Origin of the sequence: Comamonas thiooxydans, from assembly GCF_002157685.2 — a bacterium.
Lineage (GTDB): Bacteria > Pseudomonadota > Gammaproteobacteria > Burkholderiales > Burkholderiaceae_C > Comamonas > Comamonas testosteroni_H.
Genome location: NZ_AP026738.1, coordinates 1,564,025 through 1,586,753, shown reverse-complemented (window position 1 = coordinate 1,586,753; position 22,729 = coordinate 1,564,025). Strand labels below are relative to the sequence as shown.

At 60.6% G+C, this 22,729-nt stretch carries 21 protein-coding genes and 2 tRNA genes; 8 read left to right on the top strand and 15 right to left on the bottom strand.

Going from position 1 to position 22,729, the window contains the following annotated elements; genetic code table 11:
- Positions 1 to 16: 16 nt before the first annotated feature.
- The 6 genes from mnhG to CTR2_RS07170 are packed head-to-tail and all read right to left on the bottom strand — an operon-like array spanning position 17 to position 6,383.
- A complete protein-coding gene (gene mnhG / locus CTR2_RS07195) occupies positions 17 to 445 on the bottom strand; it encodes a monovalent cation/H(+) antiporter subunit G (RefSeq protein WP_045840133.1) in 429 nt (142 codons plus the stop codon).
- Positions 442 to 720 (bottom strand): K+/H+ antiporter subunit F, encoded by a 279-nt coding sequence (locus CTR2_RS07190; RefSeq protein WP_003057255.1) that lies wholly within the window; start codon positions 718 to 720, stop codon positions 442 to 444. The genes mnhG and CTR2_RS07190 overlap by 4 nt, the downstream gene beginning before the upstream one ends.
- Positions 717 to 1,217, bottom strand: a complete 501-nt coding sequence (locus CTR2_RS07185) for a Na+/H+ antiporter subunit E (RefSeq protein WP_087085949.1) — start codon at positions 1,215 to 1,217, stop codon at positions 717 to 719. The genes CTR2_RS07190 and CTR2_RS07185 overlap by 4 nt, the downstream gene beginning before the upstream one ends.
- Positions 1,214 to 3,046: a monovalent cation/H+ antiporter subunit D gene (locus CTR2_RS07180; RefSeq protein WP_087085950.1), complete on the bottom strand. Its 1,833-nt coding sequence runs from the start codon at positions 3,044 to 3,046 to the stop codon at positions 1,214 to 1,216. The genes CTR2_RS07185 and CTR2_RS07180 overlap by 4 nt, the downstream gene beginning before the upstream one ends.
- Positions 3,043 to 3,408, bottom strand: coding sequence for a Na+/H+ antiporter subunit C (locus CTR2_RS07175; RefSeq protein WP_003057261.1), 366 nt, complete (start codon positions 3,406 to 3,408; stop codon positions 3,043 to 3,045). Before CTR2_RS07175 ends, CTR2_RS07180 begins: the two co-directional genes overlap by 4 nt.
- Entirely contained in the window at positions 3,408 to 6,383 is a 2,976-nt protein-coding gene (locus CTR2_RS07170) for a monovalent cation/H+ antiporter subunit A (protein ID WP_087085951.1), read from the bottom strand. The genes CTR2_RS07175 and CTR2_RS07170 overlap by 1 nt, the downstream gene beginning before the upstream one ends.
- Positions 6,384 to 6,607: 224 nt before the next feature.
- Between CTR2_RS07170 and CTR2_RS07165 the strand changes: the two genes are divergently transcribed.
- The 4 genes from CTR2_RS07165 to murI all read left to right on the top strand — a co-directional run bounded on the left by CTR2_RS07165 (position 6,608) and on the right by murI (position 9,327).
- Complete coding sequence (locus tag CTR2_RS07165; RefSeq protein WP_087085952.1) at positions 6,608 to 7,072, top strand: GNAT family N-acetyltransferase; 465 nt, start codon at positions 6,608 to 6,610, stop codon at positions 7,070 to 7,072.
- 49 nt (positions 7,073 to 7,121) lie between these two features.
- Positions 7,122 to 7,712, top strand: a complete 591-nt coding sequence (locus tag CTR2_RS07160) for a hypothetical protein (RefSeq protein WP_087085953.1) — start codon at positions 7,122 to 7,124, stop codon at positions 7,710 to 7,712.
- 240 nt (positions 7,713 to 7,952) lie between these two features.
- Positions 7,953 to 8,345 (top strand): hypothetical protein, encoded by a 393-nt coding sequence (locus CTR2_RS07155; RefSeq protein WP_087086096.1) that lies wholly within the window; start codon positions 7,953 to 7,955, stop codon positions 8,343 to 8,345.
- A gap of 85 nt (positions 8,346 to 8,430) precedes the next feature.
- On the top strand, positions 8,431 to 9,327 hold the full coding sequence (gene murI, locus CTR2_RS07150; protein WP_087085954.1) for a glutamate racemase: 897 nt from the start codon (positions 8,431 to 8,433) through the stop codon (positions 9,325 to 9,327).
- A 9-nt stretch (positions 9,328 to 9,336) separates the two neighbouring features.
- Here murI and CTR2_RS07145 read toward each other — a convergent pair whose 3' ends face one another.
- The 9 genes from CTR2_RS07145 to CTR2_RS07105 form a co-directional block, all read right to left on the bottom strand.
- Entirely contained in the window at positions 9,337 to 9,954 is a 618-nt protein-coding gene (locus CTR2_RS07145) for a M48 metallopeptidase family protein (protein WP_087085955.1), read from the bottom strand.
- A 74-nt stretch (positions 9,955 to 10,028) separates the two neighbouring features.
- The gene (locus CTR2_RS07140; protein ID WP_003057277.1) at positions 10,029 to 10,658 is read right to left on the bottom strand and encodes a DUF6806 family protein; all 630 of its coding nucleotides are present in this window, start codon (positions 10,656 to 10,658) and stop codon (positions 10,029 to 10,031) included.
- 226 nt (positions 10,659 to 10,884) lie between these two features.
- Positions 10,885 to 10,973 (bottom strand) — tRNA-Leu (locus CTR2_RS07135).
- A gap of 99 nt (positions 10,974 to 11,072) precedes the next feature.
- Positions 11,073 to 11,148 (bottom strand) — tRNA-Gly (locus CTR2_RS07130).
- A gap of 99 nt (positions 11,149 to 11,247) precedes the next feature.
- Positions 11,248 to 12,870: a FadD3 family acyl-CoA ligase gene (locus CTR2_RS07125; protein ID WP_087085956.1), complete on the bottom strand. Its 1,623-nt coding sequence runs from the start codon at positions 12,868 to 12,870 to the stop codon at positions 11,248 to 11,250.
- Between the two features lie 3 nt (positions 12,871 to 12,873).
- A complete protein-coding gene (locus tag CTR2_RS07120) occupies positions 12,874 to 13,941 on the bottom strand; it encodes a ferredoxin--NADP reductase (RefSeq protein WP_087085957.1) in 1,068 nt (355 codons plus the stop codon).
- Positions 13,942 to 14,024: 83 nt separating this feature from the next.
- A complete protein-coding gene (locus CTR2_RS07115) occupies positions 14,025 to 15,761 on the bottom strand; it encodes an FAD-binding protein (protein ID WP_087085958.1) in 1,737 nt (578 codons plus the stop codon).
- A 15-nt stretch (positions 15,762 to 15,776) separates the two neighbouring features.
- Positions 15,777 to 17,507 carry an FAD-dependent oxidoreductase gene (locus CTR2_RS07110; protein ID WP_087085959.1) on the bottom strand — a complete coding sequence of 577 codons (1,731 nt, stop codon included), beginning with the start codon at positions 17,505 to 17,507 and terminating at the stop codon, positions 15,777 to 15,779.
- 104 nt (positions 17,508 to 17,611) lie between these two features.
- Positions 17,612 to 18,799, bottom strand: coding sequence for an acyl-CoA dehydrogenase family protein (locus CTR2_RS07105; RefSeq protein ID WP_087086097.1), 1,188 nt, complete (start codon positions 18,797 to 18,799; stop codon positions 17,612 to 17,614).
- A 288-nt stretch (positions 18,800 to 19,087) separates the two neighbouring features.
- Between CTR2_RS07105 and CTR2_RS07100 the strand changes: the two genes are divergently transcribed.
- The 4 genes from CTR2_RS07100 to tesF all read left to right on the top strand — a co-directional run bounded on the left by CTR2_RS07100 (position 19,088) and on the right by tesF (position 22,715).
- A complete protein-coding gene (locus CTR2_RS07100; RefSeq protein ID WP_087085960.1) occupies positions 19,088 to 20,065 on the top strand; it encodes a flavin reductase in 978 nt (325 codons plus the stop codon).
- A 79-nt stretch (positions 20,066 to 20,144) separates the two neighbouring features.
- On the top strand, positions 20,145 to 20,984 hold the full coding sequence (locus tag CTR2_RS07095; protein WP_087085961.1) for an alpha/beta fold hydrolase: 840 nt from the start codon (positions 20,145 to 20,147) through the stop codon (positions 20,982 to 20,984).
- A 6-nt stretch (positions 20,985 to 20,990) separates the two neighbouring features.
- Positions 20,991 to 21,785, top strand: a complete 795-nt coding sequence (gene tesE / locus CTR2_RS07090; RefSeq protein WP_087085962.1) for a 2-hydroxyhexa-2,4-dienoate hydratase TesE — start codon at positions 20,991 to 20,993, stop codon at positions 21,783 to 21,785.
- Positions 21,786 to 21,791: 6 nt separating this feature from the next.
- Entirely contained in the window at positions 21,792 to 22,715 is a 924-nt protein-coding gene (tesF, locus tag CTR2_RS07085; protein ID WP_087085963.1) for an acetaldehyde dehydrogenase TesF, read from the top strand.
- The last annotated feature ends 14 nt before the right edge of the window (positions 22,716 to 22,729 follow it).

Below are 22,729 nucleotides of genomic sequence, written 5' to 3'. Positions count from 1 at the left end.
CTTGGGCGGCAGGATTTCAGGCTTTATGCGCCGCAGGCTTTTCGTCGGCCTCGGCGGCCTCTTCTTCGTCCAGGGGTTCGTTGCGCACCAGATTGCTGAGCGTGGGCGGTACGCTCTCTCCTGCCCGGCGCGAGCGAAACAGCGCTGCGCGCATGAGGAAGATGGTGGTGATGGGCACGGTCACGGCAATGAAGATGGCAATCAGCACCGAATGCATGACGAAGCCCTGGCCGCTGACGGAAAAGTAGATCCAGGTGGCATGCATGATGAGCCAGCAGCCCATGGTAGCGATGATGGAGGGCGCATGCACGCGCTCGAAATAGCTTTTGAGCCGCAGCAGTCCTACGGAGCCCATGAGAGCAATCAGCGAGCCACCGAAGACCAGGGCCGCCACCAGGATCTGGGCCCACAGCGGTAGATCCACGCCAATGACCTCGGTACTCATTCGATCACCTCGCCGCGCAACAGGAACTTGGCCATGGCCGTGGAGCCGACGCAGCCGAACAGAGCCACCAGCAAGGCTGCCTCGAAATAGTTGGTGCTGTCGTACAGAATGCCCATGACCAGCATGGCCAGCATGCCGTTGAGATACATGCAGTCCAGCGCCAGCACGCGATCTTGCGCATGCGGCCCCTTGAGCAGGCGCAGCACCGAGCAGCCCATGGCCGCCAGCAGCATGACCAGAGATGCCATCAGCACCCAATAAAACCAGGGGTTCATTCAAAAATCTCCATCAGCAGGCTCTCGTAGCGGGACTTCACAAAGTCGGCCATCTGCTTGGCATCCTCCACCTCCAGCGCATGCAGCAGCAGCATGGAGCGGTCGCGCGAGATTTCGGCCCAGGAAGTGCCGGGCGTCAGGCAGACGATCATGGCCAGTACTGCCAGCCCATTGGGATCACGCAGCTCGAGCGGAATATGGACAAAGGCCGCCGGGTGCTTGCGCATGCGCGGCAGCAGCAAAAAACGCACCACATTGAAGTTGGAAACCGAGGTGTCGCAGACCACACGAAAGGCCAGCTTGAGAATGCTCAGCGGACGGCTGACCCGCACCGGCAAGGGGCGCAGGCCGCGCAGCAGCACGGGAATCAGAAGGCCCAGGATCAGGCCCAGCAAGATCTGGCCAGCACTGACCGAGCGGTTGAGCAGCAGCCACAGCACCAGCAGAGCTACCGACAGCAGCGGTGCCGGGAAGATGGATTTCATGATGTTCTTCATGGGCGGCCCTCCTCTTTCTGAGCCGAGGCTGCGGTCTGGGTAGCGGCATCCTGTGCAGCTTCGCTTTCATCGCCGATACCGGGGACGGGCTCTGCCTGCATTTCCAGTGCTGCAGCGCGTGCCGCAGCCTCGGGCCCTGCAGCCTCCTGAGCCTTCTTCTCCTTGGGAGCAGGTACCGGAGCAAGACCCAAGACGGTACGCACATAGACATCGGGCGAGTGCAGGGCATTGGCCGCTCGCTGGGTATAGCGCATCACATCATCGGCCTTGACCGTCAACACCACACAGCACAGCAGCAGTGCAACGATGGGCAGGCCTTCCGCCACCTTGAGTGACGGCGCGCTCTGCTCCGGATTGGCCCAGAAATGCCGGATGCCGGCGCGCGTGAGTGCCACCAACGCCATCAGACCGGTGATGATGAGCAGGGCCACCATGCTCCAGCCCAGCGGACCGGCCTTCACACCACTGGATGTCCCCATGCCCAGCGGATTGAGCAGGCTGGTCAGCATGGCGAATTTGCCGAGAAAGCCGGACAGAGGCGGCAGGCCCGAGATCAGCAAGGTGCAGGCCATGAAGCTCAGACCCAGAAAAGCCGCTGCCGCCGGGAAGGCCCGGCCGATCATGAGCTCTTCCTCGTCGTCGAGGTTGAAGCCCTCGGTAGGCAACAGCTCTGCATTGAGGAATGGTGCTTCATCGTCCTCATAGGGCTCGCCCGCGTCATCATCCACGCGCCAGCGGTCCACCACATCGGCAATCAGGAACAGAGCCGCCACGGCCAGCGTGGAGCCTGGCAGGTAATACAGCAGGCCGGCGGTCAGCAGGTTCTGGCCAAAGCCCGTCGCTGCCAGCAGGGTGCCGGACGAAAGAATGGCAGCAAAGCCAGCCAGATGGGTCAACCGTTGCGAGCCCAGCATGCCTATCGCACCAAAGGCCATGGTCAGCATGCCGCCCACGATCAGCCAGGTACTGCCAAACAGGGCCGATGCCCCGGCTTCCGAGCTGAACAGCAAGGTCCACAGGCGCAAGATGACATAGACCCCCACCTTGGTCATGAGCGCAAACAAGGCTCCCACGGGCGCAGTCGCCGCGCTGTAGCCAGGCACCAGCCAGAAGTTCAGCGGCCACAGCGCCGCCTTGATCAAAAATGCCGTTCCCAGCACACCCGCTGCCGCATGCAGCAGGCCGCGGTCGGCGTCCTGCACCAGCGGAATGGCCCGGGCCAGATCGGCCATATTAAGCGTTCCGGTGATGCCATAGAGCATGGACACGCCGATCAGGAACAGCGAAGACGCTGCCAGATTGATGGCGATATAGTGAAGACCGGCCTGAATGCGCGTGCTGCCGGAGCCATGCAGCAGCAGACCGTAAGAGGCTGCCAGCATGATCTCGAAGAACACGAACAGATTGAACAGGTCCGCCGTGATGAAAGCACCGCTGAGCCCCATCAGCTGCAGCTGGAACAAGGGGTGGAAGTGCACACCGGCCTTGTGCCAGCGCGCCGCAGAAAATACCAGTGCGGCCAGTGCCACCACATAGGTGACCAGCAGCATCAGGGCGGTGAGCCGGTCCAGCGCCAGCGCGATGCCAAAGGGCGCAGGCCAGTTGCCGGGCATATAGACCGACATGGTGACAGCCGAGCCCGCCTGGTTGGTCCAGCTCAGCAGCATGACCACAATCACCAGACTGATCGTGGTGGACAGGATGTTCATGCCCAGCTTCAGGCGCTGGCGCTCCTCGCGCAAGAACAGCATCAGCGCTGCCGTCAGCATGGGCAGCATGATGGGGGCCAGCATCAGGTGCGGCATCAGACGCTCAATCCACTCGCTCATAGCATTTCCTGTTCGGTTCGCGAGTGCGCGCCATCCACATGGTCGTTTCCGGAAGCGCCGCGCGATGCCAGCAGCACGACTAGGAACAGCGCCGTCATGGCAAAGCCGATGACGATGGCGGTCAGCACCAGCGCCTGCGGCATGGGGTCGGCGTAATGCGACAAATCAGTGGGCACGCCGTTTTGCAGAACCGGCACCTTGTTGATCGACAGGCCCTGACGCCCCATCGAGAAGATGAACAGGTTGACGGCATAGGACAGCAGCGCCAGCCCCATGATGACCTGGTAGCTACGCGGGCGCAGCAGCAGCCAGACGCCCGAGCCGGTGAGCACACCGATGGCAATGGCCAGAACGATTTCCATTACATACCTCCCCTTGCCAGTGCCGCGGCCGTGGCGGCCTGCACCTCGGCCTCGGCCTTCTTGGCCTCTTGTTCCTGCTCTTCCAGCAAGCGCGCGTGGAAGCGGTGTCCGCGTACCGATTGGTGGGCAATCGCCGTCAAGATCAGCATGGTGGAGCCCACCACCAGCGCGAACACGCCGATATCGAAGAAGGTGGCGCTGGCGAAATGCACATGTCCCACCAGGGGCAGCGAAAAGTCAAAGCTGTGACTGGTCAGGAAGGGGTAGCCCACGGCCACCGAGCCCAGGCCCGTGCCCAGCGCAAACAGCAGGCCCGCAGCAATCCAGCGGCGCGGATACAGCGGCAGATGCGCCTCCACCCAATGTGTGCCCGAGATGATGTACTGCATCAGCAAGGCAACCGAGAACACCAGCCCGGCCACGAAACCGCCACCCGGCTGGTTGTGGCCGCGCACAAAGATATAGGCAGCCACCAGCGTCGCGAACGGCAGCAGCAGCCGCACCAGCACGGCGGGCACCATGAGGTAGCCCACGGCCGTATCGCTGGCATTGCGCGGGTTGAGCAGGTCGGTCTGCAAATCGCCGGGCACATAGCGCTGCTGCTCCGGGATGTCCATGGCCTCGCGCGCCGGGCGGAAGCGGCGCAGCAGCGCATAGATGACGACGGCCACGATGCCCAGCACCACAATCTCGCCGAAAGTGTCGAAGCCACGGAAGTCGACCAGCGTCACATTCACCACATTGGTGCCGCCGCCGCCCCCCAGCGCGTTCTCGAGGAAGAAGGTGGAGGTGCTTTCGTAGAAGGGCCGGCTCATCATGGCAAAGGCCAGCCAGGCCATGCCGCCACCGGCAATCAGCGACAGCACCAGATCGCGCAGGCGGCGTGCCTTGGCCCGCGCATCGGCACTATCGGCGGTACGCATGTTCTTGTCCCGCTTGGGCAGCCAGCGCAGCCCCAGCAGGATCAGCACCGTGGTGGCGACTTCCACCACCAGCTGGGTCAGCGCCAGATCGGGCGCCGAGAACCAGAGGAAGGTCAGCACCGTGCACAGCCCCGTCCCGCCGAGCATGATCAATGCGGTCATCCGGTGGTATTTGGCTTTCCAGGCCGTGCCTAGCGCACACAGGCAGCCAATCGCCCAGAGCAGCACAAAAGCCGAAGACACCGGCAAAGTGCCGCGGTCACCCAGTTTCATGCCCCATAGCCAGAGCGGCAGGGCCGCTGCGACCAGAGCAACGCAGACCAGCCACAGCATCTGCCACTGCAGGCGGCGCGTGGACAGATTGCGGCGTCCCGCCCGGCCCAGCCAGGTGATGCGAGCCAGCAGATTTTCAAAAATCCTGCGACCGCTGACACGGCCCAGCACGGGCGTCGTATCAAAGTGTCCGACCGTGCGCTGCCAGCGCAGCATGGTGTAGAGCACTATACCGCCGGCCAGTGCCACCAGGCTCATGATGAGCGGCATATTCCAGCCATGCCAGATGGCCAGGCTGTACTGGGGCAAGTCACCGCCTACGACCGGAGTTGCAGCAACAGCCAGAAAACCGCCCACCGCCCAGGCCGGGAAGATGCCGACGATCAGGCAGGCCAGCACGAGTAGCTCCACCGGCACACGCATCCAGTGCGGCGGCTCGTGCGGCTCGTGAGGGAGATCATTTGCCTGGGGCCCAAAAAAGACATCGAACGTAAAGCGCAGCGAATAGGCCACGCTGAACATGCCCGCCACGGTCGCAACCACGGGAAGCACGGTCTTGACCCAGGGCGCTGCATCCAGATAGACGGTCTCGGCAAAGAACATTTCCTTGGAGATGAAGCCGTTGAGCAGCGGCACACCGGCCATGGCGGCACTGGCCACACAGGCCAGCGTGGCAGTGATCGGCATCATGAAACGCAGACCCGACAGACGCCTGATGTCACGCGTGCCGCTTTCATGGTCCACGATGCCTGCAGCCATGAACAGCGAAGCCTTGAAGGTCGCATGGTTCATGATATGAAACACCGCCGCCACAGCGGCCAGCTTGCTGTTCAGGCCCAGCAGCAAGGTAATCAGACCCAGGTGTGAAATCGTCGAATACGCGAGCAAACCCTTGAGGTCATGCTGGAACATCGCGCAATAGCCGCCAATCAGCAGCGTCATGGCGCCGGCCCCACCGACCAACCAGAACCATGCATCGGTGTCCGCCAGCACCGGCCACAGCCGTGCCAGCAGAAACACGCCGGCCTTGACCATGGTGGCCGAGTGCAGATAGGCGGACACGGGCGTGGGAGCCGCCATGGCGTTTGGCAACCAGAACTGAAATGGGAATTGAGCACTTTTGGTGAGCGCTCCAAGCAAAATCAGCACCAATGCCAACAGATAAAGGTGGCTATCGCGAATCTGCTGCCCAGCCGCCAGAACATTATCGAGGTCATAGCTGCCCACGATATGACCCAGCACCAGCATGCCCACCAGCATGGCCAGCCCGCCCGTGCCCGTGACCGTCAAAGCCATGCGTGCGCCCCGGCGCGCATCCTTGCGGTGATACCAGTAGCCGATCAGCAGAAACGAGAAAAGACTGGTCAGTTCCCAGAAAAATACCAGCTGAATGATGTTTCCCGAGAGCACCACCCCTGCCATGGCCCCCATAAAGGCCAGAAAAAACGAGAAAAAGCGCGGTACAGGATCAGTGGGCGACATGTAGTAACGCGCGTAAAGCACCACCAGCGCACCAATGCCGAAGACCAGCATGGAGAACAACCAGGCGAACCCATCCATGCGGATCACCAGATTCAGCCCCAGCGCCGGCAGCCAGGAAATCTCCTGCCTGAGCACCGCTCCGTCGGCCATTTCCGGGAACAGCATCCCTACCTGAATTGCGCATATCAGCGCAATGACACCCGCGAGTGTTGATTCAGTATTGCGCGCATTCGCCGGCAATAAAGCAGCCAGAAGGCTGCCTGCAAAAGGTAGGAGGATGAGGTATATCAAGGGCATGGGCGGATCATTCTAGAGGTTGACGTTATTTTTTCCGCTATAAAAACCTGAGCATTTCACAGACTTTAGACCACCGTTCACCTTCAGTTGATGACAGAAAATTCATCAAAACAGCGGGTTGCATGCAGATGAAGAAGTGCTTCCACAGCCGCCCTTGCGTGCTGCACCGATGTCATGCCTCTGCTGCAAACCATTTTTGCCAAACTCAATCAATCTGCCAACCCATGCATGTACGCAGCTATCGTCCCGGCGATGAAATCGCGCTATGGCAGGTGTTTCACGATGCTGTTCATCAACTGGCAGTGACTCACTACAACCAGGCGCAGCTTGACGCCTGGGCGCCACAACGTCCCGACTGGATGGAGTGGCGCCAGCGCATCCAGGCACTCAAGCCTTTTGTCGCCGTCTGCGCCGATGATTTACCCATGGGTTATGCAGATCTGCAGGCCAATGGCTATATCGATCACTTTTTTGTAGCTCCGCAATACGCGCGCCAAGGCGTGGGCCGATTGCTGCTTGCACATATCGAACTAGCAGCACGGCAAACCGGCCTGCCTGAACTGACCGCCGATGCCAGTCTCAATGCCCAGGCTTTCTTCGCACATTTCGGCTTTGAGCTACAGCGCCGGCAAATCCCCGTCGTACGTGGCATTGCCCTGAGCAACGCACGTATGCGAAAAACTCTTTGAGCCTGGCTCAGCTCAAACTACTGGCAGCACCCCAACAGATGCAACAAGCATGAACTGGCTCTGGAAACCTGAAACGTCCAATCCACAGAAATGGCTGATCGTCGCTTTCATGGCAGTGATGATGGGCGCACTCGCCCCCATTTTCTGGCGCAGCTTCATACCCGATGCGCATTGGCAGCTGATCGCGCTGTATCTGGCGCTGGCACTTACGGCAGCCGCCGGCATCTGGCTGCGGCGACTCCATGGGCTGGGACTTTGGCAACCCGCAGGCCCCTGGCTCAGCTACGGCCCCATCAAGCGCTGGCTGATGGCCTTGCTATGCACCGCTTTCATGGCTTTCATGCTCTGGCTCAACCTGGCAGCCACCCTGCCCATGGCCTATACGGCGGTCCTGGGAAGCAATACCAGCATGCAGACCATTGCCGAAAAAAAACGGGGCTCGGGCCGCCACGCCTGCCGCCATCAGCTCAAGCTGCCCGAAATTGACTACCTGTTTTTCGAATTCTGCATTGATGAAGATGGCTACGACAGCCTGCCATCCGCCCCATTGCCCGCCTCGCTGTCCATGCGCGAAAGCTACTTCGGCAGGCTTGTGGACAGCATTCGTCTGGCGGCCTCACAACAAAAAGATGAGCATTGATCGCTATGCCACAATAAAAAAATATCTGATTGGCCGCTGAAACCACCAGTAAACAAGCGCTCTCAGCTCCTTTTTTTATCTTTTCAAGCCGCCATGCAAATTCTTCTGCCGCCATTGATGCTGATTTCCGGAATGGGCTTTGCGCTCAGTGCAATCACACATTTGACCGCACTTGCAGGGCAGATCGATACACTTGAAGCACACTTGCATCAAGATATCCTGGGGATGTTCAAAAGCGCCATGAGCATCGGGATTTTTGTCGTCTGGATTCCTGCCGTGATGATCGCCCAGCGCATCAACAACGGCAATCGCCTGCAGTTTTCCTGGAAGAAGGTGCTCGCAGGCTGCCCCGCCTGGATGCGCAACAGCGCTTACGCGATCTTCATCTACGCTTTTGTCAACTTTTTTCTCGGCATTTCGGGCGGCATGGCCGAGCAGCAGCAGGGCTTGCGCGTGTTTTCAGGCCACTGGATGATCTTCTACGGCATGGCGTTTTGCATCTTCTTCTCGAGCTGGAACCTGCCTTCCATGCTCAAGACCCGCCACTGCCCGGCCGGACATGAAGTCGGTCATGGTGATAATTTCTGTCCGGTCTGCGGCTTGCCTGCAACCCAGAGCAGCCCGAATCCCTGATAAACCATAGCCCTGGACGCGCCGTCGGTACGCAAAGCGGCGCATACTGACGGCCGCACCATCGCCTCCACCCGCCTCTTGCACCATGCCCACTCATCACTCCCCCATCGGTATTTTTGATAGTGGTGTGGGCGGCCTCAGCGTGCTGCAGGCACTGCGCCATGAGCTGCCGCACGAGCAGTTTGTCTATCTGGCCGACAGCGGCAATGCACCCTATGGCGATGCACGCGGCGATGCGTTTGTGCAGGAGCGCAGCTTGGCCATTGCGAAATACCTGCTGGAGCAGCACGACATCAAGATTCTCGTGATTGCCTGCAATACGGCCACCGCTGCGGCCGTGGAACTGTTGCGCGAGCGCCTCCCGCAACTGCCCGTCATTGGCGTGGAACCGGCCATCAAACCTGCCTCTTTTTCCAGCCAGACCCATCATGTGGGAGTGATGGCCACTCGTGGCACCATCTCCAGCCAGCGTGTGGCGCGCCTGGTGTCGGAGCATGGCCAACGCGCCGAGTTTCACCTTCAAGCCTGCGACGGCCTGGCCAGGGCGATCGAGCAAAGCACGGAGCAGGCATTGCCCGAGGATGCAAGCGCCACGGAGATCAGTGCGCTGTGCGCAAAGTACACAAGCGCTTTAGGGAGTTTCGGCCTTAAGACAGGACAGATGGATACGCTGGTGCTGGGCTGTACCCACTATGTGTTCGTCAAGGACGATTTGCGCGCCCTGCTGGGGCCCGATATTCAGTTCCTGGACACGGGTGCCCCCGTGGCACGCCAGACCCGGCGCATGCTGGAGCAGCGCAACCTGCTGGGGGCCGAAACCGATGGATCGTTGCAGCTGGCCCAGGCCGACCAGATTCAGCTCATGACAACCGGCCGCCTGACGGCCATGCAAGCCGCAGCCCAGCGTTGGCTGGATCTGCCCATCGACTGCAGCCAGGCCGTCAACGTGTGCTCGCCCAGCGCAGTGCCCACTCTCGCCTGATCTGCGCCATCAGCTCCAGAGCAGCTCGCCACCCTGATCCAGGTAACTGAGATAAAAACGCACATCGAACTCCAACTGATGGTAATCAGGCTCCATATGCGTGCATAACTGATAAAAAGCCTTGTCGTGATCCATGATGCGGATATGTGCCAGCTCATGCACGCAAATCATGCGCAAAAAGGCATCTGGCGCCTGCTTGAACATGGCCGCCACATGAATCTCGTGCCTGGCATTGAGACGGCCTCCATGCGCAATCGCGCGCCGAGTATGCAGACCCAGGGCATTGCGCACCACATGAATCTTGCTGTCATAGGCCACCTTGTGCAACTGCCCTGCATTGCGCAGATATTGCGCCTTGAGCGCATCGACATAGTCATAGAGCGCCCTGTCCGTGCGAACCGCATGGGCCTGCGGATATTTGCGCAGCAGCCAGTCACCGGCCTTGCCGGCCAGCAGCCAGTCGCGCACTTGGTTCTGCAGCGATGGCGCGTAGCCCGAGAGATAGGGCAATGCCAGCGGCAAGGATGCATTCACCCCCTCTTCGCCCATGCTGGCGCGCGCAGCCCTGTCCTTGCGCAGCTGCTGGGTCACGGCTCCTGAATACTTGGGTGTAGGAATGGGCTTCATGACAAAAGACAAGCCCTCCGCCACAGTCTCGGGACTGCAGCACAGAGGGCTTTGACAGCGAATGATCGAAGGAATCAATGCAGATGGCGCGGGCGGCGATTGCCGCCATGACCAGAGGCCGAGCCCCCCGATCCACCACGCGGCGGCTTGCCCAGCTCCAGCGAGCTGACCAGGGCTTCGAAACGCTGAGAGAACAGCTTGTCGATTTCCTGCACCACGCCGCCGAGTTCGGCGCCATCGAAGTGGCGCTCCATCATGTTGATGACGTCCTGCACCAGCAGATCGCGCTGCACCTGCATGATGGCCGCAGGATTGGGGCCGACAAACAGCATCAGGAAGTCATCGCGGCTTTGCGCCTCTGCAGGAGCCTCTTCCTCGTCGAACTCGGTGTCATAGAAGGTCACCTCGATGGGCGAGCCCTGCTCGGCCAGCTCGTTCAGGCCCATGCACATATCGTCCAGGGCCTGGCGGAAGTCATCGTCGCCGCGCACGGTCCAGCACATCTGCAGCAGATGCTCCTTGGCCTCGAACTGGATGCCGGGCTCTTCTTCGTAAAGACTTCCCTCGCCGTCGGTCAATGAGCGCGCACCAGCATAGGCCCACAAGGGACGCAATGCATCTTGCAGCTGCTCATACGTAACATCAGCACGGAGCAGAACCTGTCCGTGGACATGAATTTCAAAAGCAGCGTTGTAACTAGACATCTTTTTTCTCTGGGAGTGCAGGCCTCATCAGCATGACAGAACTGCAAGCCATATTGCATCGAAGCCAGGACTTTTCCAAGCGCCTTGGCCAAGCCTTGACGCCCACAGCCCTATGGCATCGCAGTGACTGAATTTTCCCACCTTCAGCAAGACTGCGGGCAGCAACGGCTACTCAAGTCACAAATAAAAAAGCCCGCTATACAAGATATAGCAGGCTTTTCAATTCTGGTGCCCCGAACCGGAATCGAACCGGTACGCTTCGTTAAAAGCGGCAGATTTTAAGTCTGCAGTGTCTACCAATTTCACCATCGGGGCCCACTTCATAACCGGCGCAGGGCGCCAGCGAGAAGTATTGCATCAGCCATGCGACCAAAGCAATAAAAAAGGGAAGCTTTTGCTTCCCTTTTCAAAATCTGGAGCGGGAAAACGGGTTCGAACCGTCGACCTATACCTTGGCAAGGTATCGCTCTACCAACTGAGCTATTCCCGCACTTCTGTAAAGCTGTTCGCCTTACAGAGCAGACTTGAATTATAGCCACGATTTTGAGCCGGTTCTCGAAAACTGCGTGGCTTTTTCAGATGGCCCTGTTCAGGCAGGCTGAGGTACAGACGCAAGCCTGTCCTTGACGATCTGCAGCAGATCGCGTTTTTGCACCTTGTTGGATGCGTTGACGGGCAGGCCATCGAGCTGCAAGACAAAGCGCGGAACCTTGTAGTTGGCCATATTGGCGCGGCACCAGGCGATGAAGGCCTCCTGGTCCAGTGTCACGCCGTTGCGTGTCACCACGCAGGCACAGCCTACCTCGCCCATGCGCTCGTCGGCCACCCCGACCACGGCAACCTGCGCCACCTCGGGGTGGTTGGAGAGCATGCGCTCGATTTCTGCAGGGTAGCAGTTGAAGCCGCCCACGATGAACATATCCTTGAGGCGGTCGGTAATACGCAGATAGCCGCGCTCGTCAAGCACGCCCACATCGCCTGTATGCAACCAGCCATCTGCATCAATGGTTTCTTCCGTGGCCTTCTCATCCTCGAAGTAGCCCTGCATGATGTGATAGCCGCGCAGCAGCACCTCCCCCGCTTCGCCTGGGCCAACAGGCCGTCCTTGCTCGTCCACACAGCGCACCTCGGTCCCTGGCAGGGCCTTGCCACAGGTATTGGCCACGGTTTCCACATTGTCGGAGGGCTCGCAGAGCGTGGCACAACCACCGCACTCTGTCAGGCCGTAGGCCGTGGTGACATTCATGATGCCCAGCTCCTCGCGCATGCGCTTGATGAGAATGGGAGGTACTGTGGAAGCACCGGTCACGGAGGACTTCAGCGAACTCAGATCGAAATTCTTGAGGCCCGGATGCGCCAGCATGGACAGAAACAGAGTGGGCGGCCCTGGCAGGAAGCTGATACGGTCGCTCTCGATGCGATGCAAGATGGCTTGCGCATCAAATATCTGCTCGGGATAGACGGTAGAGCCCTGCAGCAAGGCTGCCACCCAGCCGGCCTTGTAGCCAAAGGTGTGAAAGAACGGATTGACGATCAGGTATCGGCTGCCTTCGGTCAAACCCACCACATCCGACCATGCCTTGAAAGCCAGGATCGTCGGACGGTGCGCGCACATCACTCCCTTGGGACGACCTGTGGTGCCGGAGGTGAACATCAGATCGGCCGTATCGTCAGGTTTGATCCGGGCTTCACGCTGCTGCTGGGCTTCGGCCGTCGTGCCATCGGCCCTGGCCATGAACTGCGCCCAGTTCATATCTGCGCTGGGCAGCACCTTGTCACCGAGCACCACCACCTGCTCCAGCGTGGCAGGACGCAGGCCGTTCAGCAGATCCGGATAGTAGTTGTTCAGGAAGTCGCCCACGCACACCAGCACCCTGGCACGGCTGCGCTCGAGAATGTCGGCAGCCTCGGCGCCCTTCATGCGGGTATTCAAGGGCACCAGCACGCCGCCCGCAGCATGGACGCCGCAGGCGGCAACGATCCACTCGCTGAGATTCGGTGCCCACAGAGCCACACGGTCGCCAGCCTGCACACCCAGACTCATCAAGGCACGTGCGGCCAGGCGGCTCAGCTGCTGCAGCTGGGCATAGCTGATGGACTTGCCGTTTTCGACAATCGCCGCGCGACCGGCAAAGCGGCTGACCACGTCAGCCAGCATGCCAGGCAAGGTCAGCGAAGACTCGGGCATCGCGTTCTGGTTGGGTTTCGACATAAGTTACTCCGGAAATTTGACGCGCAGCTTTTCGCTGGTGGGCACGGATTGACAGGCCAGCGTCCACTTCTTGGACAGATCCTTGGCATCCAGCACTTCGTTGTGTCGCAGATGTACGCTGCCATCCTGCACCTGGCACATGCAGGATGCGCACATGCCGGCCTGGCAGGAGAAAGGCACATTGATGCCGGCGCGCAGTCCGGCCTCCAGAATGGTCTCCGTGCCACTGCAGTTGAATTCGTATTCCTCGCCGTCCAGGCGCAGTTGCACCAGGGCCTGGTCGACAGCGGCCTCCACGGGAGCAGTTGCCTCCTGCATCAGCTGCAGAGTCTCCTCGTCAGGCAGAGAGACAAAGCGCTCCACATGTACCTGCTCGGCAGGCATGCCGGCCTCGATCATCGCGGTCTGTGCGGCATCCATGAAGGGACCCGGCCCGCAGATAAAGGCCTGGCCTGCCTCGGCCACCCAGGGTGTGGCCCAGGCTGCGAGTTGCTTCTGCGAAGGTGCGCCTTGCACAGAGTCCAACCAGTGAATGACCTGCAGGCGATCTGGATACTCGGCCGCCAGCTGCTGCAGGTCCTTCTTGAAGATGACCGAACGCTCATCGCGGTTGGCATAGAACAGCACCACATTGCCCTGATGCTGCTTGAGTACGGTGCGCAAGATGGAGAACACCGGTGTGATTCCGCTGCCACCGGCCAGCAGCAAAAAGTTCTGAGACAGATTCCGGGGCGAGAACAGGCCCGAGGGCGGCATCAGCTCGATGGAGTCACCCACCTGAACCCTGTCGCAAACCCAGTTGGAACCTCGTCCCTTGTCGACGCGCTTGACAGTCACCCGCAAGGCATCGTCGAGCATCGGGGCACTGGACATGGAGTAGCAGCGAGGCACATAACGGCCCTCGATAGGCAGTCGCAGAGTCAGAAACTGGCCGGGACGATAGCTGAATTGCTCAGCCAGAGCCTCTGGCACCTCGAACACAATTGACTTGGTATCGTGCGTCTCGTCAATCACCGCGCGCACGCGCAGCGGGTGATACCGCGATGCGGTTGTTGTGGCTTCACTGCTCATTTCTTCTTACCCCTTACTCACTCACTCTTTTTGTGCAACCTTGCACTGGCGCCCCGGCACAAGATCGTCCCCAATCCACGGGGTCAGGAACTGACGCTCTCCACAGCACTTGCCTGCGGACACACAGCCTGGGTAGCAGGGGACTCGCCCCCGTCCAGTGCAGCCGCCTTGCCCGCTCGGCGGCCCGAGAACACGCAGTCGGCCAGGGACAAGCCGCTCACATAACGCGAGGACGCCACACCAATGGCGGTGCGCCCCGCGGCATACAACCCGGGAATGTCATAGCCGGCACCATCAATCACCGCACCGTTGTCCTCGTTGACCTTGAGGCCCCCCAGGCTCAGGACGGCCAGCGGGAACATCTTCTGGCTGATGGAGATATCAATGGCGAACAACGCACCACCCTTGAACTCGTGACGCATGTCTTTGGATTTACCCAGCGGGTCTTCCACCTCACCGCGTGCAGCGGCATTGGCGCTGTCAAACTGGCGCTGCAAAACGGCAGCGTCCATATGGAGCTTGCCTGCCAGATCGGCGATCGACTTGCCCTTGACGGCGACCTTGTACATCAGGGCCAATGCAGGCATGGACTGGAAGGCCCAGAGCCCGCCGAACAGGCATTGCCAAGTGGCTTGACGACGCAGGTTGCTGTCGATGATGAGCCAGGCCTTGCCGCCCTGCTTTTCCATCAGCTCGTAGCCTAGCTTGGCACCGTAGACCTGTTCATTGCAGAAGCGCTCGCCTTTGGTGTTGACCACCAGACCCTTGGGCCAGACCGAGGGCGGCGTGATGAAGCGCCAGGCCGATATATTGTTCAGATCCTGAGCGATCCCTCCCACGGATTGCCCCAGTCGCAGTCCAGAGCCATCGCAGCCCGCAGCACCGGTCAGCCAGCCGGGCTTGTAAGCCGGTGCATGCCGTTCCAGCAACTCCGAATTGAAGATATAGCCACCAGTGGATAGCACCACACCTTTGCGAGCACGGATGTAGCGCTTCTCGCCGATCTCGCTTTCGATCTGCGCAGCTTCACGACGACCCGCCTGGGCACGTGGTGCCTGATACAAACGCCACTTGGCCACCAGCTCATCGAGCTTCTTGTGGCGTTCGGTACGTGGATCTCCTTCCGGCAACACCATCACCTCCACGCCCAATACACGGCCACTGTCCTTCTCGCGCACCAGGCGCTGGACGCGGGCCTGCGTCAATGTGCGGGCTCCGTGCGCCAATGTGGACTTTTGCAGCGCGGCAAAGAACGTCGCTCCCGACTGCCCCTTGGCCACCACGCGATGACCGCGCGGTGCAGGCTTCTTGACCAGTTGCGGGTTGCCGTAGGCCGGCACCACCTCGTTGCCCGAGTAGTACAGGTACATGCCGTCGGCCGGATAGGAGGTCTTGTACGTCGGCATGGTGGATGCAAATGTGGCGCCCTGCTTTTCCAGCCAGTTCAGGTTGGCCACGCTGTCGCGGCTAAAGCGAGCCAGAGTCTCGTCACTGACCACACCATTGACCTCATGCTTGAGGTAGGCAGTCATGGCTTCGGGCGAATCCTCGAAACCTGCTTCCTTCTGGTACCGGGTACCACCACCGGCATAGACCACACCGCCCGACAGCACACTGGCGCCACCGCCGCTGAAGCGGTCTATCACCAGAACTTCGGCCCCCTGCTCGCGCGCCTCAATCGCTGCACTGGCACCCGCGCCTCCCCAGCCGACCACAACCACATCGCTTGCATCGGACCATTGGACCTCATCGGCCGCCCCCACATCCAAGACGGCTCCCACAGGATTGATGGTGCTGACATGCTTTTTGAAATTGGACATTTCCGCGCCTCCTGATCAAACCGTCTTGCCCAGCAGATGCGGGTTCTCGATGGGCAAGGGTTTGCCTAGCATGTCGGCCACGGCGCGAAAGGCAAATGTCATGGCCGGCCCCAGGGTGGAGCCAGCGCCGGCGTAGGCCGGCCCCATGACGGAGGCGGAGTTGTTGCCCACGCAGTACAGCCCCTCGATGATCCTGCCTTGCGTGTCGAGCACACGCCCCTCTCTATCCGTGAGCAGCCCCCCCTTGGTGCCGATCTCGCCGGGCCACAGGCGCATGGCGTAGAACGGACCTTTCTCGATGGGGCCGAGGTTGGGATTTTTGAGACGCGGATCGCCGTAGTAGCGGTCAAACACATTGCCGCCCCGGTCAAAGTCCAGGTCCTTGCCAGCTCTGGCGTATTCGGTCATGCGGCGCGCACTGTCCTGCAGCCCGGTAGCGTCCACGCCGATCTGGCGTGCCAGATCCTCCAGCGTCTCCCCCTTCCAATAGACATTGTTCAGCCAGCTCTTGCGCACCTTGCTGTCCGGCACGGCCGAGCCAGGCATCAGCGGCCCCATGGGGTTTTGCGCGCGGAAGCTGGCGTCGAACACAATCCATGCAGGCACGCCACCATTGCCCTTGGCATGTTCGGCCAGCATGGCCTGCTGGAATTCCGGATAAGGGCCGGACTCGTTGAGGAAGCGCTGCCCCCTGCTGTTGACCACCATGCACCCCGGCAGCGAGCGCTCCACGAAGATGCCGCGAAAGGCCGGCTCCTTGGGAACATCCATGGTGGGTACGCCCCAGGACCAGTCCATCAGCGCCAGTTGCGCGCCCACGGCCTGACCGGCCCGGTGAGCATCACCTGTATTGCCTCCCACTGGGGTGGCCGTCCACTCTGCCTTGGAGGGCTTGTTCAGATACTGGTCGCGCATCTCCTGATTGCGCTCAAAGCCACCAGCACCCAACAACACGCCACGCCTGGCGTTGATCTGCTGGCGCTGACCATTCCTTTCAACGATGACACCCGTCACACGGCCCGATGCATCCTGCACCAGCTCCTTGAGCGGAGAGTTGTGCCACATCTCGACACCGACCTTGTTGGCGGCAGTCAGCAGACCTGCCACCAGCGCCTGGCCCCCCGTCATGCGACGATCACGCCTGGTCTTGTTGCGCCATGGGTAGTCCAGAAAATACTTGAGCATGATGCCCAGGATGGTGAAGCGCGACTTGAGCTCGCGCGAGAGCATGGAATGCGCCTCGAAGGCACTGATGCTCATGCGGCCGAACAACTGATTGCCGGGAGGGCCGGGGCGCATGGTTTCCAGCGCTGCCAGGCCCAGCCTGGCGGCATTGAAGTCAACCGGATCCATGGTGCGGCCGCCGGGCCTGGAGCCTTCGATATGGGGGTAGTAATCCGCATACTTGGCCATGGCGCGATAAGGAATGCCGATCTGGCGCAGATACTCGGCCATCTTGCTGGCGGTTTCCACATAGGCCAGCACGCGGTCGTCCGTCGCCATGCCGCGCACACAGCGCTTCATATAGCCAAATGCGGTTTCCAGATCGTCCTTGATGCCAGCGGTCTTCTGATCGTAATTGAGCGGAATCCAGATGCCGCCCCCCGACAGGGCCGACGTGCCGCCGAACAGCTCGGTCTTCTCCACCACCAGAGTCTTGAGGCCCTGCTCCTGCGCGCGAATGGCGCCCAACATGGCACCTGCCCCCGACCCCACGACGATCAGGTCATATTCTTGTTCTGCCATACCTTGTCTCCGTCAATCTTTTGTTTTATGGATGGACTGTCGCAAATACACGCTGGCGGCAGCCCACGTTGTGAGAGTGCTGCCCCAGCTTGGCCTGAATTCAATCAGACAAAGGGTTCCTGGTTGGGAATGCCCAGCACATGCGAGCCATAGGCGCGCACATAGGCATCCGTGTTGTTCGCAATGTGGGTACGTCCCTGATGGATGTCGCGGAAGATGCGCTCGATGGGATTGTTCTTGAAAGTACCGCTGGCTGCGCAGGCACGCATCAGCTCATTGGCATGAAAGCCCGTCAGCTTGGGAACGTATGACGCCTGAGCACGCTGCAGCAGACGTTCTTCCAGCGTCAGCTGAATACCAGTCTTGGCCGCATCCACAATGCGTGCGTAATTACGGAACAGAACCATCTTGAGCTGGTCCAGTGCAATCGTGGCTTCGGTCACGGCCGTCTGGGCGTTCACGTCCTCGGCCATCCGGTTGCCATGCTTTCCAACGTGCGCCGTCGCGCGCTCGGTAAAGGATGCGATGGCGCTTTCCAGCGCGCCCAGGCAGGCGGTGGACACCGCACGCTGGAACACATGGGTAAAGGGGATACGGAACAGCCAGCTGGTGTTCTCCGTGCGACCGGGGCAGCCCACATCGCTGTGGTCGTTGGTGTACTGGATGCGATGTGCCGGGACAAACGCGTTTTCCACCACGATGTCATGACTGCCTGTGCCGCGCAGGCCCAGCACATCCCAGTTGTCCTCGATTCGGTAGTCGGACTTTGGCAGCAGAAAGGTCACATGCTCCAGGCCAGGCGTGCCATCACGCTTGGGCAGCAGGCCGCCGAGAAACAGCCAGTCGCAATGCTTGGAGCCGGTAGAAAAGCTCCAGCGGCCGTTGAACCTGAAGCCGCCTTCCACGGGCTCAGCCTTGCCGGTGGGCATATAGGTCGAGGCAATGCGCACGCCCGTATCCTTGCCCCAGACATCTTCCTGCGCCTGGGCGGGAAACAGCGCCAGCTGCCAGGGATGAACACCGACCACGCCATAGATCCAGGCGGTGGACATGCAACCCTTGGCCAGCTCCATCTGCACGCTGTAGAACACACGGGGATCCATTTCATAGCCGCCCCAGCGCTTGGGCTGCAGCACACGGAACAGACCTGCCTCGGCCATCTCCTGAACGGTTTCGTCGCTGATCTTTCCTTCGCGATCCGCCTGCTGGGCGCGGGCCGCCAGCTTGGGCGCCAGGGCCTTGGCACGCTCGATCACGGCCAGCGCATCAGGGGTGAGGTAGTTATCTGTCATTGTGTTCATTCAGGTCTCCAGTTGCCGCTCCACCGGACGGCTTGTGGTGTGGTGGGCAAGGCCTTTTCGCCTATGACAGAAATGCTCTCACCATGCAATTTTCCGTTCATCGTCCGATCAGACTAACGATGAAGCAGGCGTTTCCGGACCTCTCCAAAGCCTGATCCCGCACAGCAAAAACACTGAACCTAGGACAAACACCAAGCCCTGTTTTGCACTGCTAGTCCATGTGAAGGATTCATAAAAGCCCTGCTCGCAGCACTCTTGCACCAAGGAGACATTCACCCCATGCAAAGCACTGCTGCAACCTTCGACCCCAAAGACTTTCGCCGCGCCCTGGGCATGTTTGGCACCGGGGTCACCATCGTCACCACTCGCGCCGAGAATGGCGAGCCTGTAGGAATCACTGCCAACAGCTTCAACTCGGTTTCGCTGGAGCCCCCCATGGTTTTGTGGAGCCTGGCCAAGAACGCCCGCAGCCTGCCTGTGTTCCAGAGAGCCGACACCTGGAATGTGCACATCCTCTCCAACGAGCAAGAAGCCCTGTCGAACCGCTTTGCCCGTGCTGGCGAAGACAAGTTCTCCGGCCTGCCACTGGACTCCGAGGCAGCCCATGCCCCGCTGCTGCAGGACTGCAGCGCGCGCTTCAGATGCAAGACGGCATTTCAGTACGACGGCGGCGACCACATCATCTTTGTGGGCGAGGTGACCGACTACGACGCCAACCCACACCCTCCCCTGCTCTACGTGACCGGCGGTTACGCACTGGCTTCACGCAAGGCCAACGCCGTGGCCAGCGAACCTGCCGCAGACACCAATACCGTCTACTCGGAAAACCTGATCGGATATTTGATGGGCCGCGCGCACTTTCAATTTCTGAGCGGCTTGCGCAAGCCCATGGCGGCTTACGGCATGACCGATGCCGATTTTTACGTGCTCTCGCTGCTCAGCATCCAGCAACCCCAGTCGCCTGCCGAAATTGCGTCTCACATGGCCTACACCGGCACCGACATCGGAGCCGTGGCCCTGCAGTCGCTGATCAGCAAGGGCTGGGTGGAGGAAAGTCGCGAGCGCGCCGAGTCGCTGCAGCTCACCCCCCTGGGCAACGAAGCGATCTTGCATGTGCTGGCCGCAGCCAAAGCCGTGGAAACCGATTTGATAGCGAGCCTTGGCGAGATGGAAGCAGCCACGCTGCGCAATCTGCTCAAAAAGGCGATTGCCGCCACCGACCCCGGCCTGCCCAAGCTCTGGCAAGCCAGGGCTTGACAAGCCTCGTCATCCAAGATTTCTCACCCGAAGGCAGGAGACAGCCTTCGCCTATCCACTCCAAGCATAAAGAACAGAGATGAGCCAATTTTCCATCCCAGAAGGCAAGTATGTGGACATCGGCAATGTGGCCGGTCATCCTCAGCGCGTTCACTACCATGAGCAAGGCTCTGGCGACCCCGTGATCTTTCTGCACGGCGCCGGCACGGGTGCCAGCGGCTATAGCAACTTCAAGGGCAACTACCCCGAGTTTGCTGCGGCCGGCTTTCGCTCCATCGTTCCCGACCTGCTCGGCTACGGCCTCTCGTCCAAGACCGAGGAGCCCAGGCAGTACGACATGGATTTCTTCATCGCCGGCGTCAAAGGTCTGGTGGAGCAACTGGGCCTGAAGAACATCACCCTGCTGGGCAACTCGCTGGGCGGTGCCGTGGCGCTGGGATATGCGCTCAAGTACCCCGAAGACGTCAAGAGCCTGATCCTCATGGCTCCTGGCGGCGTGGAAGAGTTCGAGGCCTATATGGCCATGCCCGGCATTGCCAATATGTTCAATGTCTACAAATCCGGCAAGACCGGCCCCGAGGCCATGCGCGCCGTGATGAGCATGCAGGTGGTGGATCAGTCATTGCTGACCGACGAGATCATCAATGAACGCGCCCCGATTGCGCTGACCCAGACCGAGGCCTCGCGCCAGCGCCTGTACATCCCCAATATGACCGATCAGCTGCCTGAGCTCAGGTGCAATGTGTTGGGCTTCTGGGGCATGCAGGATGCCTTCAACCCCGTGGGCGGCGCCGACAAGCTGGCCAAGGGCATCAAGAATTGCCGCGTGGTGCTGGTCAACCAGTGCGGCCACTGGGTGCAGGTCGAGCATCGAGAGATGTTCAACCGCAGCTGCATCGACTTCATGAAGAACGGCTGATGAATCATGAGTGACAAGCAGTTCATCGAAACGCAAGGCCAGCGCCTTTATGAAGCCCTGCGCTCGGCCAGGACGCTGGCACCGCTGACCGACAACCACCCCGAAATGACGGTGGAAGACGCCTATCACATCTCCCTGCACATGCTGCGCCTGCGCGAAGCGTCGGGCGAACGTGTGATCGGCAAGAAGATCGGCGTGACCTCCAAGCCCGTGCAGGACATGCTGAATGTGCATCAGCCCGACTTCGGCTTTCTGACCGACAGCATGGAATACGAGGACGGTGCAGCCGTCTCGCTCAAGGCAGCCGGTCTGATCCAGCCCCGCGCCGAAGGCGAAATTGCCTTCATGCTCAAGAAGGATCTGCAAGGCCCGGGGGTGACCAAGGAAGACGTGCTGGCCGCCACCGAGTGGGTCGCCCCCTGCTTCGAGATCGTCGATTCGCGCATCAACGACTGGAAGATCAAGATCCAGGACACCGTTGCCGACAACGCCTCCTGCGGCGTCTTTGTCATCGGCAAGCAGCACACCGATCCAGCCTCGCTGGACTTGGCTGCTGCAGCCATGCAGATGACCAAGAACGGCCAGCCTGCTGGTTCGGGCCTGGGCAGTGCTGTGCAAGGCCACCCCGCCGAAGCCGTGGCCTGGCTGGCCAACACCCTGGGCGCGTTCGGCATTCCCTTCAAGGCCGGTGAAGTGATTCTTTCCGGCTCTCTCGCCCCCCTGGTGCCCGCCGCTGCCGGCGACCGTTTCGACATGGTCATCGAAGGCATGGGCACCTGTTCCATTCAATTCACCGAGTAAGAAACCATGACGCAAAAAAAGATCAAGTGCGCACTGATCGGCCCCGGCAATATCGGCACCGATCTGCTCATGAAACTGCAGCGTTCCCCCATTCTGGAGCCTGTATGGATGGTCGGTATCGACCCTGAATCCGATGGTCTCAAGCGTGCCCGCGAGATGGGCATCAAGACCACGGCCGACGGTGTGGACGGCCTGCTTCCCTTTGTCAAGGAAGATGGCATCCAGATCGCCTTTGACGCCACCAGCGCCTATGTCCACGCCGAAAACAGCCGCAAGCTCAACGAGCTGGGCGTGCTGATGATCGACCTGACGCCTGCAGCGATCGGGCCCTACTGCGTGCCCAGCGTGAATCTGGCCGAGAAGGTTGCAGAAAAGGCCATGAACGTGAATATGGTCACCTGCGGCGGCCAGGCCACCATTCCCATGGTCGCGGCGGTTTCGCGCGTGCAGGCCGTGAGCTACGGAGAGATCGTGGCCACGGTATCGAGCCGCTCGGTCGGCCCCGGAACGCGCAAGAACATCGACGAATTCACCCGCACCACATCGGGTGCCGTGGAAAAGATTGGCGGCGCACAAAAGGGCAAGGCCATCATCGTCATCAACCCCGCCGAGCCACCGCTGATCATGCGCGACACCATCCACTGCCTGACGGTGGATACGCCCAAGAAAGAAGAGATCGAAGCCTCGGTGCAGGACATGATCAGGGAAGTGCAGAAATACGTGCCCGGCTACAAGCTGGTCAACGGCCCTGTCATCGACGGCAACCGCGTCTCCATCTACATGGAAGTCGAAGGCCTGGGCGACTACCTACCCAAGTACGCCGGCAATCTGGACATCATGACCGCCGCCGCCGCGCGCACGGCCGAGATGTTTGCCGAAGAAATTCTGGCCGGCCGCTTCGAGCTGGCTGAAGCCGCCGTTGCCGCCTGAACTTAGGAGAAGAA